Origin of the sequence: Pseudomonas pisciculturae (assembly GCF_015461805.1) — a bacterium.
Taxonomy (GTDB): Bacteria; Pseudomonadota; Gammaproteobacteria; order Pseudomonadales; family Pseudomonadaceae; genus Aquipseudomonas; species Aquipseudomonas pisciculturae.
This window is the reverse complement of the sequence record NZ_JACVZE010000008.1, coordinates 169,628-186,695: the sequence shown is the minus strand read 5'-3', so window position 1 is coordinate 186,695 and position 17,068 is coordinate 169,628. Positions and strand designations below refer to the sequence as shown.

Genomic DNA, 17,068 nt, shown 5'->3' with positions numbered 1-17,068 from the left:
GTCGGTCTCTCGTTTATCAAAGTTTGGTCAAGGACAGGCCAGCCCAGGTAGCGAGCAGCCCGCCGAACACGCTGATGCCCAGGTACCCGAAGGCAATCAAGGCTTGCCCGCTTTCCAGCAAGCGCAGCGTGTCCAGTGAAAAGGATGAAAAGGTCGTCAGACCGCCTACAAAGCCGACAATCAAGCCGGCGCGAATCTCAATCGGCACTTCCGGGCGCAACAGGAACCAGCCGTACAACAACCCGATGATCAAGCAGCCCACCAGGTTCACGGCCAGGGTCGCCGCATAATAATGCTTCGGCCAGTTGGCGCTGACCCAAGTACCAGTGGCGAAACGCAATAATGTACCAGCGATGCCGGCTGCGGACACGGCAAGAATCGTCTTGAGCACTACTTTCTCCGCTGCTTGGGGCTGAGTCGATCGAGTTGGGCGAGGTGATTGAGCTTTTCACCAATCTTCAGCTCCAGGCCACGGGGCACCGGCTGATAGAGCGCCAGCGGCTCAAGCTCATCGGGGAAGTAGTCTTCGCCGGCCGCATAGGCGTCCGGCTCATCGTGGGCATAGCGGTATTCATCGCCGTAACCCAACTGTTTCATCAGTTTGGTCGGGGCGTTGCGCAAGTGCAGCGGCACTTCCAGCGAACCGTAGTCGGCGGCGGCACGTAATGCCGACTTGAAGCCCATGTACACCGCGTTGCTTTTCGGCGCACAGGCCAGGTAGGTGATGGCCTGCGCCACCGCCAACTCGCCTTCCGGGCTGCCGAGGCGCTCTTGCACGTCCCACGCCGCCAGGCACAGGCTCAGCGCGCGCGGGTCAGCGTTGCCAATGTCTTCACTGGCCATGCGCACCACGCGGCGGGCCAGGTACAACGGGTCGCAACCGCCGTCGATCATGCGGGCAAACCAGTACAGCGCACCGTCCGGGTTGGAGCCGCGCACGGATTTATGTAACGCCGAGATCTGGTCGTAGAACGCTTCGCCGCCCTTGTCGAAACGACGGCGGGTGTCGCCCAACAGGCTTTGCAGCAGGTCGACGCCAATCTCGCTACCGTCTTCGGCCAGATCGGAGGCGTTTTCGAGAAGGTTGAGAAAACGCCGGCCATCGCCATCGGCGGCGGTCAGCAGGATCTTGAAACCTTCATCACTGACCGTCAGCTGGCGCTTGCCCAGGCCCTTGTCTTCGCTCAACGCGCGGTGCAACAGCTTTTGCATCGCTGCTTCGTCAAGGCTCTTGAGCACATAGACCCGCGCCCGCGAGAGCAAGGCGTTGTTGAGTTCAAACGAGGGGTTTTCGGTGGTCGCGCCGATGAATATCAGCGTGCCGTCTTCCACATACGGTAGGAACGCATCCTGCTGCGACTTGTTGAAACGATGCACTTCGTCAACGAACAGGATGGTGCGCTTGCCATACTGCCCGGCCTGCTGTTTGGCGACGTCCACCGCCTGGCGGATCTCTTTGACCCCGGCGAGTACCGCCGAGACCGTTTCGAAGTGTGCATCCGAGACTTTCGCCAGCAACCGCGCCAAGGTGGTCTTGCCTACTCCTGGCGGCCCCCAGAAAATCATCGAGTGCAACGCACCTTGCTCCAGGGCTTCGCGCAGGGGCTTGCCCCTTGCGAGCAGGTGTTCTTGCCCGACGTACTCATCCAGGTTGGTCGAACGCAAGCGCGCGGCCAGGGGCTGGGCAATCGGGTCACTTCGAAACAGATCCATGGGCAGCGCTTGAAACCTCTGGCTAGATTATTCCTGGATCACGTCGGCACCCTTGGGGATGTCGAACTTGAACTTGGACGCAGGCACAGGCACGTTGGCCTTGACCCCGGAAAACAGGATATCGGTGCGCTGGCCGACGCTGTCAACCAGGCGCATGTTGTTGATGACGCCGTTGCCAAACGACAGGGACAGCGTGTCAAACAGCGTGTCCTTGGATTTGGGCTTGAGGGTGAACTCGATCACGTTGCTGGTTTGCTTGGAGGTGATGTCGAAGCTGTCGTTGATTTTCGACACATCACCCGACAGCAGCAGCGCCGGGGTCTGGTTCAGGCGCGGGTCGAGCTTTTTGATGGTCGCCTGCTCCAGGTCAGGGTCCCACAGAGTAACCTTCTGGCCGTCAGACACGATGGTCTGCTCAGCCTTGCCTTCGGTGTGCCAGTAAAACAGGCCAGGGCGCTGCACGGCCATTTCGCCTGCGGTTTCCTGCAACTGGGTGCCACCGGCGTCCAGTGTCAGCTGGGAGAAACGCGCGGTCAGGGTCTGGGACTTGTCCAACAGGTTTTTCAGGCTGGCAACGGAAGCCGGGTCAGCGTGAGCCGAAACAGCAGTCAGGGCCAGTGCCGGCAACAACAGCATGCGGATAAGACGCATGGGAGTCCTCATTGAGTCGTTAAGGCGTGCCGCGTGCTGCCACGCGGCACGAGATCAGTCGCGCATCTGCCCGGGGGCGATGATTTCGCGCGAGCCGTTGGTATTCATTGCGGTCACAACGCCAGCGTGTTCCATGGCTTCGATCATACGTGCGGCGCGGTTGTAGCCGATTTTCAGCTTGCGTTGCACTGCGGAAATCGAGGCGCGACGGCTTTCGAGCACAAAGGCCACGGCTTCGTCGTACAGCGCGTCGGTTTCAGCATCGTCGTCACCGCCACCACCGCCATTCTCGAAGCCGCTGCCGGCCTCTTCGACGCCGTTGAGGATGTCGTCGTTGTATTCCGGCGCGCCACGTAGCTTCCAGGCTTCAACCACACGGTGCACTTCATCATCGGAAACAAATGCACCGTGCACACGAATCGGCAGGCTGGTGCCCGGCGGCATGTAGAGCATGTCACCGTGGCCCAGCAGTTGTTCGGCGCCGCCTTGATCGATGATGGTCCTCGAGTCGATCTTGCTCGACACCTGGAACGCCATGCGCGTTGGAATGTTCGCCTTGATCAGGCCGGTGATCACGTCCACCGAAGGGCGCTGAGTAGCGAGGATCAAATGGATACCTGCGGCCCGCGCCTTCTGGGCGATACGGGCAATCAGTTCTTCAACCTTCTTGCCGACGATCATCATCATGTCAGCGAATTCGTCGACCACCACCACGATAGTCGGCAGCTTGCTCAGCAGCGGTGCTTCGTCGTGAATGCTTTCGCGCTTGTACAGCGGGTCGGTCAGCGGCGTGCCGGCGTCCTGGGCCTCTTTAACCTTGGCGTTGAAGCCCGACAGGTTACGTACGCCCATTTTTGCCATCAGTTTGTAGCGACGCTCCATCTCGGCCACGCTCCAGCGCAAGGCGTTGGCGGCGTCCTTCATGTCGGTCACGACGGGGCACAGCAGGTGCGGAATGCCTTCGTAGATCGACAGCTCCAACATCTTCGGGTCGATCATGATCAATTTGGCGTCTTCCGGGCCGGACTTGAACAGGATCGACAGGATCATCGCGTTCACACCCACCGACTTACCGGAACCGGTGGTACCGGCTACCAGCAGGTGAGGCATTTTCGCCAAGTCGGTGATCACCGGCTTGCCGCCGATATCGTGGCCCAGGGCCAGAGTGACCGGCGATTTGAAGTTGTCGTATTCGGGCGTCGACAGCACTTCGGAGAAGCGCACGATCTGGCGATCTTCGTTGGGAATCTCGATACCGACGGTGGTCTTGCCGGGTATCACTTCCACCACACGCACGCTGGTCACGGCCAGGGAGCGGGCCAAGTCTTTGGCCAGGTTGGAGATACGGCTGACTTTGACACCCGCGGCCGGTTGGATCTCGTAACGGGTAATCACGGGGCCTGGGTGGATCGAGTCCACGGTCACTTCGACGCCGAATTCCTTCAGTTTGATTTCCAGCAGATGGCCGACGGCCGCCAGCGACTCCGGGGAATAGTTGAGCTGTTTCTTTTCGGCCGGGTCGAGAATCGAGATCGGCGGCAAGGTGCCTTCGACGGCGCTGTCGACAAACAACGGCGCCTGTTTCTCTTTTTGCACGCGGGCGCTGGGCTCGGGCGCTTTAGGCGGTGCCGGGGCGATCACCGGCGGCACCTGCTTCTCGCGGTCCGACATGTGCTTGCTCAGGGCCTGCTCACGCTCGATCAGACGCTCCTTGACCTTGGCCTGCTCGCGGCGGTCCGGCGTGGTTGGGGCCACCACTTCGTTGACGCGAGTGTCCACCTCGCGCAGTTGGGCCACCATACGCTTGCGATCAACCCGGGCCGCCCACCAACGGTTGGCGGCGCCCTGGAACAGTTCCAGCAGGTCGAGGGTGATCTTGCCGGTCACGTCCATCACCTTGAACCACGACAGGTCGGTAAACACGGTAAGGCCGAACAGGAACAAGGCGATGAACATCAGGGTGCTGCCCTGGATATTCAGGGTCTTGCGCGCCAGGTCGCCGAGGCTTTCACCCAGCGCCCCACCCGCACCGGCCGGCAGGCCAGTGGGTGCATGGAAATGGATATGGGCCAGCGCCGCACCAGACAACACCAGGAACACCAAGCCGATCAGGCGCCAGGAGAACAACCAGCCGCTCCACTGCCACGGCTCGTGACGCTGGCGGAAAATCTGCCAGGTCTTGATGGCCAGCAACAGCGGGAAGATGTAGGCGAAGTAACCTAGCACCATAAATAGAATGTCGGCGCTGTAGGAACCGGCGGGGCCGCCGAAGTTCTGCACGTCTTCGATCTTGCTATTGTGGCTCCAGCCCGGATCGTCCTTGCCATAGGTGAGCAAGGCCATCATCAGGAACAGGCAGAGGGCGCCAATGGCGATCAGCGCGCCTTCCTTGAGTCGGTAATGCAGGTGCTGGCGCCAGGCCGGCACGACTGCTGCTTTAGGTGTTGCGGCGGATTTCTTCAAAACGGGTCTATTCCTGCGCCTTTAGCGCGTCCATCGACTGAATGACTGCAAATACTGCCCAATCCGAGCAGCTGAAAAATGAACGAGCGTCGTTGACTCTACTTTTAACACCGGGCGATTACTTGATGGAATGGCAATAGCGCCACAATGCCCGCATTGTACGGGTTTGTGTTCGCGATGCCACGCCCCTGCCCCCTACCCGGCAGCATAGCTAATTGAAGTGTTACGACATGTTCAATTTGAGCATGCATTGCCTTTGCTGACAAAGGCTTATGAGCTGTTTTTACTAATCCAGGGCAGCTTGGCAAATGGCCTGCATCCCGCAGACCCGATTACGACCGCATCCCCGGCATAGAGTTGCAGAATCACTTGCTTACGCTTATACGGGTCAATGCCGGATTCGGGCTGGCCCGATGGCGCTGCGTCGACAATAATCAGCACTGCCGAGGCAGATCACATACCTGCCACTCCCCTCCCCTTCCACAAGCCTGGATGCCATGCTGACCTGGTTACAACGCGATTCACTGACGTTTCCCCCACTGGCCAAAGCGATGCGCGAACCCAACGGCTTGCTCGCCGCGGGTGGCGACCTGTCGCCCGAACGGCTGGTACAGGCCTACCGCCACGGGTGCTTCCCATGGTTTTCAGAGGGCCAGCCGATCCTCTGGTGGTCGCCAGACCCGCGCACGGTGATCTTCCCCGATGAGTTGCATGTATCCCGCAGCCTGGGCAAGTTACTGCGCCAACAACGCTACACCGTGACCTTCGATCAAGACTTCGCCGCCGTCATCCAGGCCTGCGCCGCACCGCGAGCCTACGCCGACGGCACCTGGATCACCGAAGGCATACAAAGCGCTTACCTGGAGTTGCACCGGCGCGGCCATGCCCATTCGGTAGAAGTGTGGGACGCCGGCGAATTGGTGGGTGGGCTGTATGGCTTGGCGATGGGCCAGCTGTTCTTCGGTGAGTCCATGTTCAGCCGCGCCGACAACGCCTCGAAATTCGGCTTTGCCACCCTGACCCGTCAATTGCAGGCCTGGGAGTTTGTGCTGATCGATTGCCAAATGCCCAACGATCACTTGCACAGCCTGGGCGCCCGCGCCATACCCCGCAGTGAATTCGCAGGTTTGCTGCGCGACCACCTGGATCAACCCAACACCGGGCCTTGGGTTTCCTAGGCGACTTTGTCGCACCTGGCTTACACTTATTTCAAAGCTTATCCGAGGGTTGATCATGACCGAGTTGGCGCGTTTGAAGTTTTATGCCACTCAACCTCACTCTTGCAGCTATCTGCCCGACGAGCAGGCCACCACGCTGTTCCTCGACCCCAGCCAGCCAATGGACGTGCATGTGTATGCCGATCTTTCGGAAATGGGTTTTCGGCGCAGCGGCGACCATTTGTACCGGCCTCATTGCCAAAACTGTAATGCCTGCGTGCCGGCACGCATCCCTGTGGCGCAGTTTCTGCCGGACCGCAATCAGAAGCGCATTCTCAAGCGCAATGCCGACCTGACGGTGACATCGAGCAAGCCTCGATTCACCGAGGAGTACTTCGACCTCTACCAGCGCTATATCGAACAACGCCATGCCGATGGCGATATGTTCCCGCCCAGCCGCGATCAGTTTTCCACGTTCCTGGTACGCGACCTGCCTTTTTCGCGCTTCTACGAATTTCGCACTGACGGCCGCCTGGTGGCGGTGGCCGTGACCGATTTGCTGCCTAACGGCCTGTCGGCGGTCTACACCTTCTATGAGCCGACCGAAGAGCGTCGCAGCCTGGGGCGTTTCGCGATCCTCTGGCAAATCAGCGAAGCCATGCGCCAGGAGTTGGAGGCGGTGTACCTGGGCTACTGGATCAAAAACTGCAAAAAGATGAGCTATAAGACCCAATATCGGCCCATAGAACTGCTGATTAATCAAAGATGGGTCGTGCTTAACTAGAACCCCTTGGCTTAAACACCCTTTTTCGGGCACAATGCACGCCGCTTTTGCCTGGCGCAGTTGCACCGGGCCATTCACTGGATACCGAGGGCTTTACTGCATGTCGAAAGAAGACAGCTTCGAAATGGAAGGCACTGTCGTCGACACCCTGCCCAACACCATGTTTCGTGTGGAGTTGGAAAATGGGCACGTCGTAACCGCGCATATCTCCGGCAAGATGCGCAAGAACTACATTCGTATTCTTACCGGTGACAAAGTGCGCGTCGAGCTGACGCCCTATGACTTGAGCAAAGGGCGCATCACTTACCGCGCTCGCTAAGCAAGTCAATACAAAACGCCCGGTTATGCCGGGCGTTTTTGTGTGCACAGGTTTTATCAGGCACTGAGAAATCCTGTGGGAGGGGGCTTGCTCCCTCCCACATTTGATCTCCATTGCTGTTAATGAATTCCAATATTTGAAGACAGCAAAAAGGCGCCTTTCGGCGCCTTTTGCTTTATTGCGACTATCAATCAGGCCATTTCAGCCGTGGTCTCGAACTCGAAGGTCAGCTCGCCGTCCTTCAGGTCGATATGCACCACGCCACCATGGTCGGAAAGCTCGCCAAACAGGATCTCTTCGGCCAGAGGCCGCTTGATCTTGTCCTGGATCAGGCGCGCCATCGGGCGAGCGCCCATTGCCGCGTCGTATCCACCTTCGGCGATCCAACTGCGCGCCGCTTCCGTCACGTCCAGCTGCACGCGCTTGTCTTCCAACTGCGCTTGAAGCTCGGTGAGGAACTTGTCCACCACGCTTTTGATGACCTCATGGCTGAGGCGACCAAACTGGATAATGGTGTCCAGGCGGTTGCGGAACTCCGGCGTAAAGCTCTTCTTGATCACTTCCATCGCATCGGAAGAGTGATCCTGATGGCTGAAGCCAATCGAAGCCCGCGCAGCGGTCTCGGCGCCGGCGTTGGTGGTCATGATCACGATCACGTTGCGGAAGTCCGCCTTGCGCCCGTTGTTGTCGGTCAGGGTACCGTGGTCCATGACCTGCAGCAGCAGGTTGAAGACTTCCGGGTGAGCCTTCTCGATTTCATCGAGCAGCAGCACGCAATGCGGTTGCTTGGTAATCGCCTCGGTCAGCAAGCCGCCCTGGTCGAAACCCACATAGCCCGGCGGCGCACCAATCAGGCGCGACACAGTGTGCCGCTCCATGTACTCGGACATGTCGAAGCGTACCAGCTCGATCCCCATGGCCTTGGCCAACTGCCGCGCCGCTTCGGTCTTGCCGACGCCGGTCGGGCCTGCGAACAGGAACGAACCGACGGGCTTGTCCGGAGACTTGAGGCCCGCACGCGAAAGCTTGATCGCAGTGGACAGCGCATCAATGGCAGCATCCTGACCGAACACGGTGAGCTTGAGATCACGCTCCAGGTTACGCAGCAGCTCTTTGTCGGAACTGTTGACGTGTTTAGGCGGAATACGCGCAATCTTCGCCACGATGTCCTCGACCTGGGGAACATCGATGCGCTTCACACGCTTCTCGACCGGCTGCAGGCGCTGGTAGGCACCCGCCTCGTCGATCACGTCGATGGCCTTGTCCGGCATGTGCCGGTCATTGATGTAGCGCGACGCCAGCTCAGAGGCAGCGCGCAGGGCTTCATCGGTGTACTCGATGCCATGGTGCGCTTCGAAACGCCCCTTGAGCCCGCGCAGGATGCTGATGGTGTCTTCCACCGAAGGCTCAGAGACGTCAACCTTCTGGAAGCGACGCGCCAAGGCACGGTCTTTCTCGAAGATGCCACGGAATTCCTGGAACGTGGTCGAGCCGATGCAACGGATATCACCCGACGACAGCAACGGCTTGAGCAGGTTGGAAGCGTCCATGACCCCACCGGACGCCGCACCGGCACCAATGATGGTATGGATTTCATCAATGAACAGGATGGCCTGCGGGCGTTTTTTCAGCTCGCTGAGCAACGCCTTGAAGCGCTTCTCGAAGTCACCACGGTACTTGGTCCCGGCGAGTAAGGCACCCAGGTCAAGGGAGTAGACGACACTGTTGGCCAGCAGGTCAGGCACCTGATTATCGACGATGCGCTTGGCCAGGCCTTCGGCAATCGCGGTTTTACCCACGCCCGCCTCGCCCACCAGCAGCGGGTTGTTCTTGCGACGACGCGCCAGGATCTGCGCTACACGCTCAACCTCCAGCTCACGCCCCACCAACGGATCGATCCGCCCCTGACGCGCCAGCTCATTGAGGTTACTGGCATAGGCATCCAGTGGATTGCCCGAAGAAGAAGACTCACCGCCCTCGTCGTCCTGCATCTCCTGCTCACCCTCGGAATGATCGCCGTGCCCAGGCACCTTGGAGATACCGTGGGCGATGTAGTTGACGACATCAATACGGGCAACGCTCTGCTGCTTAAGCAGGAACACTGCCTGGCTTTCCTGCTCGCTGAAAATAGCCACAAGTACGTTCGCACCTGTCACTTCTCGCTTACCGGAGCTCTGCACATGGAACACGGCACGCTGAAGCACGCGCTGAAAACCCAGGGTTGGTTGGGTTTCACGGTCTTCATCGTGAACCGGAATAAGTGGGGTCGTGGAGTCGATAAACTCCTGCAAATCATGCTTGAGTTTGTCGAGGTTGGCGCCGCACGCACGCAACACGGTGGCGGCAGCTTCATTATCCAAAAGTGCCAGCAGCAGGTGTTCGACGGTCATGAATTCATGACGCTTCGAACGAGCCTCCTTGAAGGCAAGATTGAGGGTGACTTCGAGCTCGCGGTTTAACATAGCTTCACCTCATACCCAAGTGGTCGGCGTTAACCGTCCTTCTCGATTTCACAGAGTAGCGGATGCTGGCTTTCCCTGGCGTACTGGTTGACCTGCATGGCCTTTGTCTCGGCGATGTCGCGGGTAAACACTCCACATACTGCCCGTCCTTCTGTGTGAACGGCCAGCATTACCTTGGTCGCCAACTCGCGGTTCAGGTTAAAAAACACCTCGAGTACTTCGACCACGAAATCCATCGGTGTGTAGTCATCATTGAACAAAACCACCTTGTACATCGGCGGCGCCTGTAGAGCAGGCTTGGCCTCCTGAACAGCAATGCCTGCAGAACCGTCGTCATCATGTTCCTGATCCGGTCGATCCTGATTGAATGTTAGTCGAATCTGGCTGTTTGCATGCATGGAAAGAAAGGTTCGTCAGTGGTTCAATTACAGTGGTGGGGGCGACCTGTCAGAATTTCAACTCTGACCGACTGGTCGCCTTGACTATCGGCAAATCAGTGTTACAACCAATAGAACCCACAGTGGGTAAAAAAGGTCCGCGCAGTCAACCTTAATTTATTCGGGTTAGGACGGATAAACTGGATGATACTCCAGTGATGGAGTCTGGTGCAGAGGGATATGGGTATGTCTGGCGTCAAGATCAATGGCAAGGTCAAATGGTTCAACAATGCCAAGGGCTACGGCTTTATCAATGAAGAAGGTAAAACCGAAGACCTTTTTGCGCATTACTCAGCGATTATCATGGAAGGGTATAGAACGCTGAAAGCTGGCCAGTTGGTAACGTTTGAAATCATTCAAGGACCGAAAGGGCTGCACGCTACCAACATCGACGCAGTGAAAGTCGATATACACGCAAAAACTGCAGCCTCACACGCTCACCACGTAGAGAAGAAACAAACGGCCTGACCCGCCCCGAGCGCGCAACTGCAATAAAAAAATCGGCCACCCCAAGCAACTTGGAATGGCCGATTTTTTTACGACTAGATCTACATGTGCGAAATCAACGCATCCCCAAAGCCCGACGACGACACCAGCTTCGCGCCCTCCATCAAGCGCTCAAAATCGTAGGTTACCGTCTTGGCTGAAATCGCACCGTTGGTACCCTTGATGATCAAGTCAGCCGCCTCCACCCAGCCCATGTGACGCAGCATCATTTCAGCCGACAGAATCAACGAACCCGGATTGACCTGATCCTTGCCCGCATATTTGGGCGCAGTGCCGTGGGTCGCCTCAAACATTGCCACGGTGTCGGACAGGTTGGCGCCCGGCGCGATACCGATCCCCCCCACCTCAGCCGCCAACGCATCGGAAAGATAATCGCCGTTCAAGTTAAGGGTTGCGATCACATCATATTCTGCCGGCCGCAACAGGATCTGCTGGAGCATGGCGTCAGCGATGGCATCCTTGACCACGACATTCTTGCCGGTCTTGGGGTTCTTGAACTGCATCCACGGGCCACCGTCGAGCAGGGTCGCGCCGAACTCTTTCTCGGCAATACCGTACGCCCACTCTTTAAAGGCGCCTTCGGTAAACTTCATGATGTTGCCTTTGTGCACAATGGTCAGCGAGTCGCGGTCGTTATCCACTACATATTGCAGGGCTTTACGCGCCAGACGCTCAGTACCCTCCTTCGACACCGGCTTCACGCCAATGCCGCAGTCCTGATCAAAACGAATCTTGGTGACGCCCATCTCTTCCTTAAGGAACTTGATTACCTTGATCGCCTCAGGCGAGCCGGCCTTCCATTCGATACCTGCGTAAATATCCTCGGAATTTTCCCGGAAGATGGTCATGTCCACATCGCCAGGCTTCTTCACCGGGCTCGGCACACCCTCAAACCATCGAACCGGGCGCAGGCAGACATAGAGATCGAGTTGCTGACGCAGGGCCACGTTCAGTGAACGGATGCCGCCACCTACCGGGGTGGTCAGCGGGCCCTTGATGGAAACCACATAATCCTTGACCGCATCCAGGGTTTCCTGGGGCAGCCAGGTGTCCTGGTCGTAGACTTGAGTGGCCTTCTCGCCGGCGTACACCTCCATCCAGGAGATCTTGCGCTTGCCGCCGTAGGCCTTTTCAACAGCTGCGTCGACCACCTTGATCATCACGGGGCTGATGTCGACGCCGATACCGTCACCTTCGATAAAAGGGATGATCGGGTTATTAGGAACATTGAGAGAATGGTCTGCATTGACGGTGATTTTGTCGCCGACGGCCGGAACCTGAATCTTCTTGTATCCCATGCTGAACTCCATCTATGGATTGAACATCTGGCTGCGTTCGAGCCTACTCCAGATAAATGGCGACTGAAACCTCACGCCATGCTCATTTGCATCGAAAACAGCACAATTAGTCGCCTACAAGCCTGAAATCAAAGGCAAAATCGCCAATCTTGAGCACGCCATGCGACTTTCGGCGCGACGAAGTACCTGCGACCTTTAGACCAATGGACGACACACCTTTTGTATGAAGGCTCGGCGTAAGCATAGCGACCTATGTATAATGCCGCCGCTGACCCAAGAGTCACGACAGCTGACCGCTCTAGACAGTAGCCTTCAGCCAGAAAGCAGGACTATTACAATAGTCCAAACGCTTGACGCTCGACTGATGCAACCCAACATCACCGCGAAGAAACCTCGACATTTCGCTCATGGATGACTTTGAACGAACGCGCTCCACCCGGCGCATCTCGAGTTTCTGCGCACGCTTTCAGCAAAGAAGAGAGTTAATCCGAATATGCCCACCCGCTCGAAGATCATCTACACCTTCACCGACGAAGCCCCGGCCCTCGCCACCTATTCACTGCTGCCTATCGTAGAGGCCTTCACCGCTTCCGCTGATATTGCCGTGGAAACCCGCGACATCTCCCTCGCCGCGCGCATCCTCGCAAGCTTCCCTGAGCAACTGGGCGCCAAGGCCATCCCGGACCACCTCGCCGAACTGGGCGACCTGGCCGTTACGCCTGAAGCCAACATCATCAAGCTGCCTAACATCAGCGCCTCGACCCCGCAGCTGCAAGCCGCGATCAAGGAACTGCAGGCCCAGGGCTACGCCCTGCCGGACTACCCGGAAACCGTAACCACCGACGCGGAAAAAGAAACCCGTGCACGTTACGACAAGGTCAAGGGCAGCGCCGTGAACCCGGTACTGCGCGAAGGCAACTCCGACCGCCGCGCTCCGCTGTCGGTCAAAAACTACGCCCGCAAGCACCCGCACAAAATGGGCGCCTGGGCTGCTGACTCCAAGTCGCACATCGCTCACATGAGCAATGGCGACTTCTACGGCAGCGAAAAAGCCGTACAGATCGAAGCCGCTGACGCCGTCAAGATCGAACTGATCGCCCAGGACGGCGCCGCGACTGTTCTGAAGGAAAAGACCTCCGTACAGGCTGGCGAGATCATCGACAGCGCCGTACTGAGCAAGAAAGCCCTGCGCAGCTTCATCGCCGCTGAAATCGAAGACGCCAAGAAACAAGGCGTGCTGCTGTCGGTCCACCTTAAAGCCACCATGATGAAGGTCTCCGACCCAATCATGTTCGGCCAGATCGTAGCCGAGTTCTATAAAGACGCCCTGACCAAGCACGCCACCGTGCTGGAGCAGATCGGCTTCAACCTGAACAACGGCATCGGCGACCTGTACGCGCGTATCAAGGCGCTGCCGGCCGACCAGCAAGCGCAGATCGAAGCTGACATCCAAGCGGTCTACGCCGCTCGCCCTTCCCTGGCGATGGTCAACTCCGACAAAGGCATCACCAACCTGCACGTGCCGAGCGACGTTATCGTCGACGCCTCGATGCCGGCCATGATCCGTGACTCCGGCAAAATGTGGGGCACCGACGGCCAACTGCACGACACCAAGGCCGTGATCCCGGATCGCTGCTACGCCACCATCTACCAAGCGGTCATCGAAGACTGCAAGGCCAATGGCGCATTCGACCCAACCACCATGGGCAGCGTGCCAAACGTTGGCCTGATGGCGAAGAAAGCCGAAGAGTACGGCTCTCACGACAAGACCTTCCAGATCAAGGCTGACGGCGTAGTGCGCGTCACCGACAGCAAGGGCAACCTGCTGATGGAACAGAAAGTCGAAGCCGGCGACATCTTCCGCATGTGCCAGACCAAAGACGCGCCGATCCAGGACTGGGTCAAACTGGCCGTCAACCGTGCCCGCGCCAGCGCCACTCCAGCTATCTTCTGGCTGGACCCTAAGCGTGCGCACGACGGCGTCGTGGTCGAGAAGGTTCAGGCTTACCTGAAAGACCACAACACCGAAGGCCTGGACATCCGCATCATGGCCCCGGTCGACGCGATGAAGTTCACCCTGGAACGCACCCGCAAGGGCCTGGACACCATCTCGGTGACCGGTAACGTGCTGCGTGACTACCTGACCGACCTGTTCCCGATCATGGAGCTGGGCACCAGCGCCAAGATGCTGTCCATCGTGCCGCTGATGAACGGCGGTGGCCTGTTCGAAACCGGCGCTGGCGGTTCGGCTCCGAAGCACGTGCAGCAACTGGTTGAAGAGAACTTCCTGCGCTGGGACTCCCTGGGCGAGTTCCTGGCCCTGGCGGCCTCCCTTGAGCATTTGGGTGTGACGTACAACAACCCAAAAGCCCTGGTACTGTCCAAGACCCTGGACCAGGCCACCGGCCAGTTCCTCGACAACAACAAGTCGCCTTCGCGCAAAGTCGGCAACATCGACAACCGCGGCAGCCACTTCTACCTGGCGCTGTACTGGGCTCAAGCCCTGGCTGCCCAGAGCGAAGACACTGCACTGCAAGCGCAGTTTGGCGAACTGGCCGAAACCCTGACCGCGAACGAGGCAACCATCGTTGCCGAGCTCAACGCCGTACAGGGCAAGCCAGTGGACATCGGCGGCTACTACGCGCCGAGCCCGGAGCTGACCAGCAAAGCCATGCGCCCAAGCAACACCCTCAACGCGGCAATTGCCAAGTTGAAGTAAGGTTGTAAGGATGCAAAGAAGCCCCGGCCCAGTGCCGGGGTTTTTGTTTGCGGATACTGCAATTTTGTTGAACACACCGGATCAAAATGTGGGAGCGGGCTTGCTCGCGAATGCGGTGATTCAGTCAACATTTACAGCGACTGACCCACCGCATTCGCGAGCGAGCCCGCCCCCACACTGACTGCAATCCAACTCAAAGACCGCGCCACACCCTGAATCGAGGTTCTGAATGACCTGGCAACCCCACATCACCGTCGCTACCATCGTCGAAGACAACGGCCGCTTCCTGATGGTCGAAGAGCTCAAAAACGGCCGCGCCGTGCTCAACCAACCCGCTGGCCACCTCGACCCGCATGAAACCCTGACCGAAGCCGCCGTGCGCGAAACCCTCGAAGAAACCGGCTGGGACGTCGAAGCTTCAGGCATCGTCGGCATCTACCTCTACACCGCCCCCAGCAACGGCGTGACCTATCAACGGGTCTGCTTCATCGCCAAGGCGCTGAAACACCACCCGGACTATCAACTCGACGAAGGCATCCTGCGCGCCCGCTGGCTGACCCGTGATGAGTTAATGGCGGCGCGCGACAACTGGCGCAGCGAGCTGATCATCCGCTGCATCGATGATTATTTGGCCGGCCACTGCCACAGTCTCGAATTGATCCGCCCTTCTCTTTAGCCTTGGACGCCTGAGCCTGATAGAATCGCGTCCTTTTTCAAGACACCCGTTGAAACCCTATGCGTGATCCAGCCCCTTCTGACACACAAAAGAAGCGCGTCATCGTCGGCATGTCCGGCGGCGTGGATTCTTCCGTTTCCGCCGTTCTGCTCATGGAGCAGGGTTATGAGGTGGAAGGCCTGTTCATGAAGAACTGGGAAGAAGACGATGGAACGGAATACTGCACCGCCATGGACGACCTGGCAGACGCCCAGGCCGTGTGCGACAAGATCGGTATCAAGCTGCACACCGCCAACTTCGCCGCCGAGTACTGGGACAACGTGTTCGAGCACTTCCTGGCCGAATACAAGGCCGGTCGTACGCCGAACCCGGACATCCTGTGTAACCGCGAAATCAAGTTCAAGGCGTTCCTCGACTACGCCATGATGCTGGGCGCCGACCTGATCGCCACTGGGCACTATGTGCGCCGTCGCGATATCGATGGCCGTACCGAACTGCTTAAAGGCCTGGACCCGAACAAGGACCAGAGCTATTTCCTGCACGCCGTCGGCGGTGAACAGATCGCCAAGACCCTGTTCCCGGTGGGCGAGCTGGAAAAACCCGAAGTGCGCAAGATCGCCGAGAAACACGGCCTGGCCACCGCCAAGAAGAAGGACTCTACGGGGATCTGCTTTATTGGCGAGCGCCGCTTCAGCGACTTCCTCAAGCAATACCTGCCGGCACAACCGGGCGAGATCAAGACCACCGACGGTGAAGTCATCGGCCGCCACCATGGCTTGATGTACCACACCATCGGCCAACGCCAAGGCCTGGGCATCGGCGGCTTGAAAGACGCCGGCGAAGAGCCTTGGTACGTGCTGGTCAAGGACCTGGAAAACAACGAGCTGATCGTCGGCCAGGGCAACGAGCATCCACTGCTGTTCTCAGGCGCCCTGCTGGCCTCGGAAATCTACTGGGTCAACCCAATCGACCTGAGCACCCCGCGCCGCCTGACCGCCAAGGTGCGCTATCGCCAGAGCGACCAGCCGTGCACGCTGGAAAAAACCGCTACCGGCTATCGCGCCACCTTTGATGACCCGCAACGCGCGGTCACGCCCGGCCAGTCCGTAGTGTTCTACGATGGCGAAATTTGCCTGGGCGGCGGCGTGATTGAAATCGCAGAAGCCTGGAGCCACAAGGCATGAGCCCGACCCAGGAGCAATTGACGGCACTGGGCGGGGTTTTCCTCGCCGCCGTTTTGGTGGACAAGATCGCCAAGACCGGCCAGGTCACCGAGGCAGGCCTGACCTGCATGCTCGGCAGCCTGCTGATCCGCGACCCCAAGGACACCCTGGAAGTCTACGGCGGCGACGACATCGCCCTGCGCGAAGGCTACCGCGCACTGATCGGCGCCCTGGAGCGCGACCCCAGCACCTTGCAGCGCGAGCCCCTACGCTATGCCCTGTCGATGCTCGGCCTTGAGCGTCAACTGGCCAAGCGCGAGGACATGCTGGAAGTCATCGGCAAGCGCCTGCCACAGATTCAATCCCAGGTAGAACACTTCGGCCCGGCCCACGAAAACGTGATCGCCGCCTGCGGTGCGCTATACCAGGACACCTTGAGCACCCTGCGCCAACGCATCCAGGTGCACGGCGACATGCGCAACCTGCAACAACCAAACAACGCCTCGAAAATCCGCGCCCTGCTGTTGGCCGGCATTCGTTCGGCGCGGTTGTGGCGTCAATTGGGCGGTCATCGTTGGCAGTTGGTCATCAGCCGACGCAAATTGCTTAAAGAGCTTTACCCGTTGATGCGCAACGAATAAGTCGCAGCAACAGCGTTTTTTTCAAGCGTCACGCGTAATACGCCGGTCAGTTGGCGACGGACCGGCGGATTTTTTCAT

General features: G+C 58.7%; 15 protein-coding genes. 8 read left to right on the top strand and 7 right to left on the bottom strand.

Annotated elements, in window-relative coordinates; translation table 11 throughout:
• Positions 1 to 16: 16 nt before the first annotated feature.
• From crcB to ICY20_RS21645, 4 genes are read right to left on the bottom strand one after another with little or no spacing between them, the layout of a single operon-like run.
• Complete coding sequence (gene crcB, locus ICY20_RS21660) at positions 17 to 391, bottom strand: fluoride efflux transporter CrcB (RefSeq protein ID WP_159957737.1); 375 nt, start codon at positions 389 to 391, stop codon at positions 17 to 19.
• Positions 391 to 1,713: a replication-associated recombination protein A gene (locus tag ICY20_RS21655; RefSeq protein ID WP_194938558.1), complete on the bottom strand. Its 1,323-nt coding sequence runs from the start codon at positions 1,711 to 1,713 to the stop codon at positions 391 to 393. Before ICY20_RS21655 ends, crcB begins: the two co-directional genes overlap by 1 nt.
• Before the next feature lie 27 nt (positions 1,714 to 1,740).
• Positions 1,741 to 2,364 carry an outer membrane lipoprotein chaperone LolA gene (gene lolA, locus ICY20_RS21650; protein WP_159957741.1) on the bottom strand — a complete coding sequence of 208 codons (624 nt, stop codon included), beginning with the start codon at positions 2,362 to 2,364 and terminating at the stop codon, positions 1,741 to 1,743.
• 54 nt (positions 2,365 to 2,418) lie between these two features.
• Positions 2,419 to 4,827 (bottom strand): DNA translocase FtsK, encoded by a 2,409-nt coding sequence (locus tag ICY20_RS21645; protein ID WP_159957743.1) that lies wholly within the window; start codon positions 4,825 to 4,827, stop codon positions 2,419 to 2,421.
• Positions 4,828 to 5,324: 497 nt separating this feature from the next.
• Between ICY20_RS21645 and aat the strand changes: the two genes are divergently transcribed.
• From aat to infA, 3 genes are all read left to right on the top strand, one after another.
• Entirely contained in the window at positions 5,325 to 6,005 is a 681-nt protein-coding gene (gene aat / locus ICY20_RS21640) for a leucyl/phenylalanyl-tRNA--protein transferase (RefSeq protein ID WP_194938557.1), read from the top strand.
• Positions 6,006 to 6,060: 55 nt separating this feature from the next.
• Complete coding sequence (locus ICY20_RS21635) at positions 6,061 to 6,768, top strand: arginyltransferase (RefSeq protein WP_159957747.1); 708 nt, start codon at positions 6,061 to 6,063, stop codon at positions 6,766 to 6,768.
• A 100-nt stretch (positions 6,769 to 6,868) separates the two neighbouring features.
• Entirely contained in the window at positions 6,869 to 7,087 is a 219-nt protein-coding gene (infA, locus tag ICY20_RS21630) for a translation initiation factor IF-1 (protein ID WP_002553999.1), read from the top strand.
• Positions 7,088 to 7,278: 191 nt separating this feature from the next.
• Here infA and clpA read toward each other — a convergent pair whose 3' ends face one another.
• Together clpA and clpS are read right to left on the bottom strand one after the other, a co-directional pair.
• Complete coding sequence (clpA, locus tag ICY20_RS21625) at positions 7,279 to 9,549, bottom strand: ATP-dependent Clp protease ATP-binding subunit ClpA (protein ID WP_159957749.1); 2,271 nt, start codon at positions 9,547 to 9,549, stop codon at positions 7,279 to 7,281.
• Between the two features lie 29 nt (positions 9,550 to 9,578).
• On the bottom strand, positions 9,579 to 9,947 hold the full coding sequence (clpS, locus tag ICY20_RS21620) for an ATP-dependent Clp protease adapter ClpS (protein ID WP_005789091.1): 369 nt from the start codon (positions 9,945 to 9,947) through the stop codon (positions 9,579 to 9,581).
• A 225-nt stretch (positions 9,948 to 10,172) separates the two neighbouring features.
• Here clpS and cspD point away from each other — a divergent pair, with 225 nt between their 5' ends.
• Positions 10,173 to 10,454 carry a cold shock domain-containing protein CspD gene (gene cspD / locus ICY20_RS21615; protein WP_159957751.1) on the top strand — a complete coding sequence of 94 codons (282 nt, stop codon included), beginning with the start codon at positions 10,173 to 10,175 and terminating at the stop codon, positions 10,452 to 10,454.
• An 80-nt stretch (positions 10,455 to 10,534) separates the two neighbouring features.
• Here cspD and icd read toward each other — a convergent pair whose 3' ends face one another.
• Positions 10,535 to 11,791, bottom strand: coding sequence for an NADP-dependent isocitrate dehydrogenase (icd, locus tag ICY20_RS21610; protein WP_159957753.1), 1,257 nt, complete (start codon positions 11,789 to 11,791; stop codon positions 10,535 to 10,537).
• A gap of 493 nt (positions 11,792 to 12,284) precedes the next feature.
• On the opposite strand from icd, the gene ICY20_RS21605 reads away from it, so the two are divergent.
• The 4 genes from ICY20_RS21605 to hflD all read left to right on the top strand — a co-directional run bounded on the left by ICY20_RS21605 (position 12,285) and on the right by hflD (position 16,990).
• Positions 12,285 to 14,510 (top strand): NADP-dependent isocitrate dehydrogenase, encoded by a 2,226-nt coding sequence (locus ICY20_RS21605; RefSeq protein ID WP_194938556.1) that lies wholly within the window; start codon positions 12,285 to 12,287, stop codon positions 14,508 to 14,510.
• Between the two features lie 229 nt (positions 14,511 to 14,739).
• Positions 14,740 to 15,186, top strand: a complete 447-nt coding sequence (locus ICY20_RS21600; protein ID WP_194938555.1) for an NUDIX hydrolase — start codon at positions 14,740 to 14,742, stop codon at positions 15,184 to 15,186.
• A 59-nt stretch (positions 15,187 to 15,245) separates the two neighbouring features.
• The gene (gene mnmA, locus ICY20_RS21595; protein WP_159957759.1) at positions 15,246 to 16,370 is read left to right on the top strand and encodes a tRNA 2-thiouridine(34) synthase MnmA; all 1,125 of its coding nucleotides are present in this window, start codon (positions 15,246 to 15,248) and stop codon (positions 16,368 to 16,370) included.
• Entirely contained in the window at positions 16,367 to 16,990 is a 624-nt protein-coding gene (gene hflD, locus ICY20_RS21590; RefSeq protein WP_017737157.1) for a high frequency lysogenization protein HflD, read from the top strand. The genes mnmA and hflD overlap by 4 nt, the downstream gene beginning before the upstream one ends.
• Positions 16,991 to 17,068 lie beyond the last annotated feature (78 nt).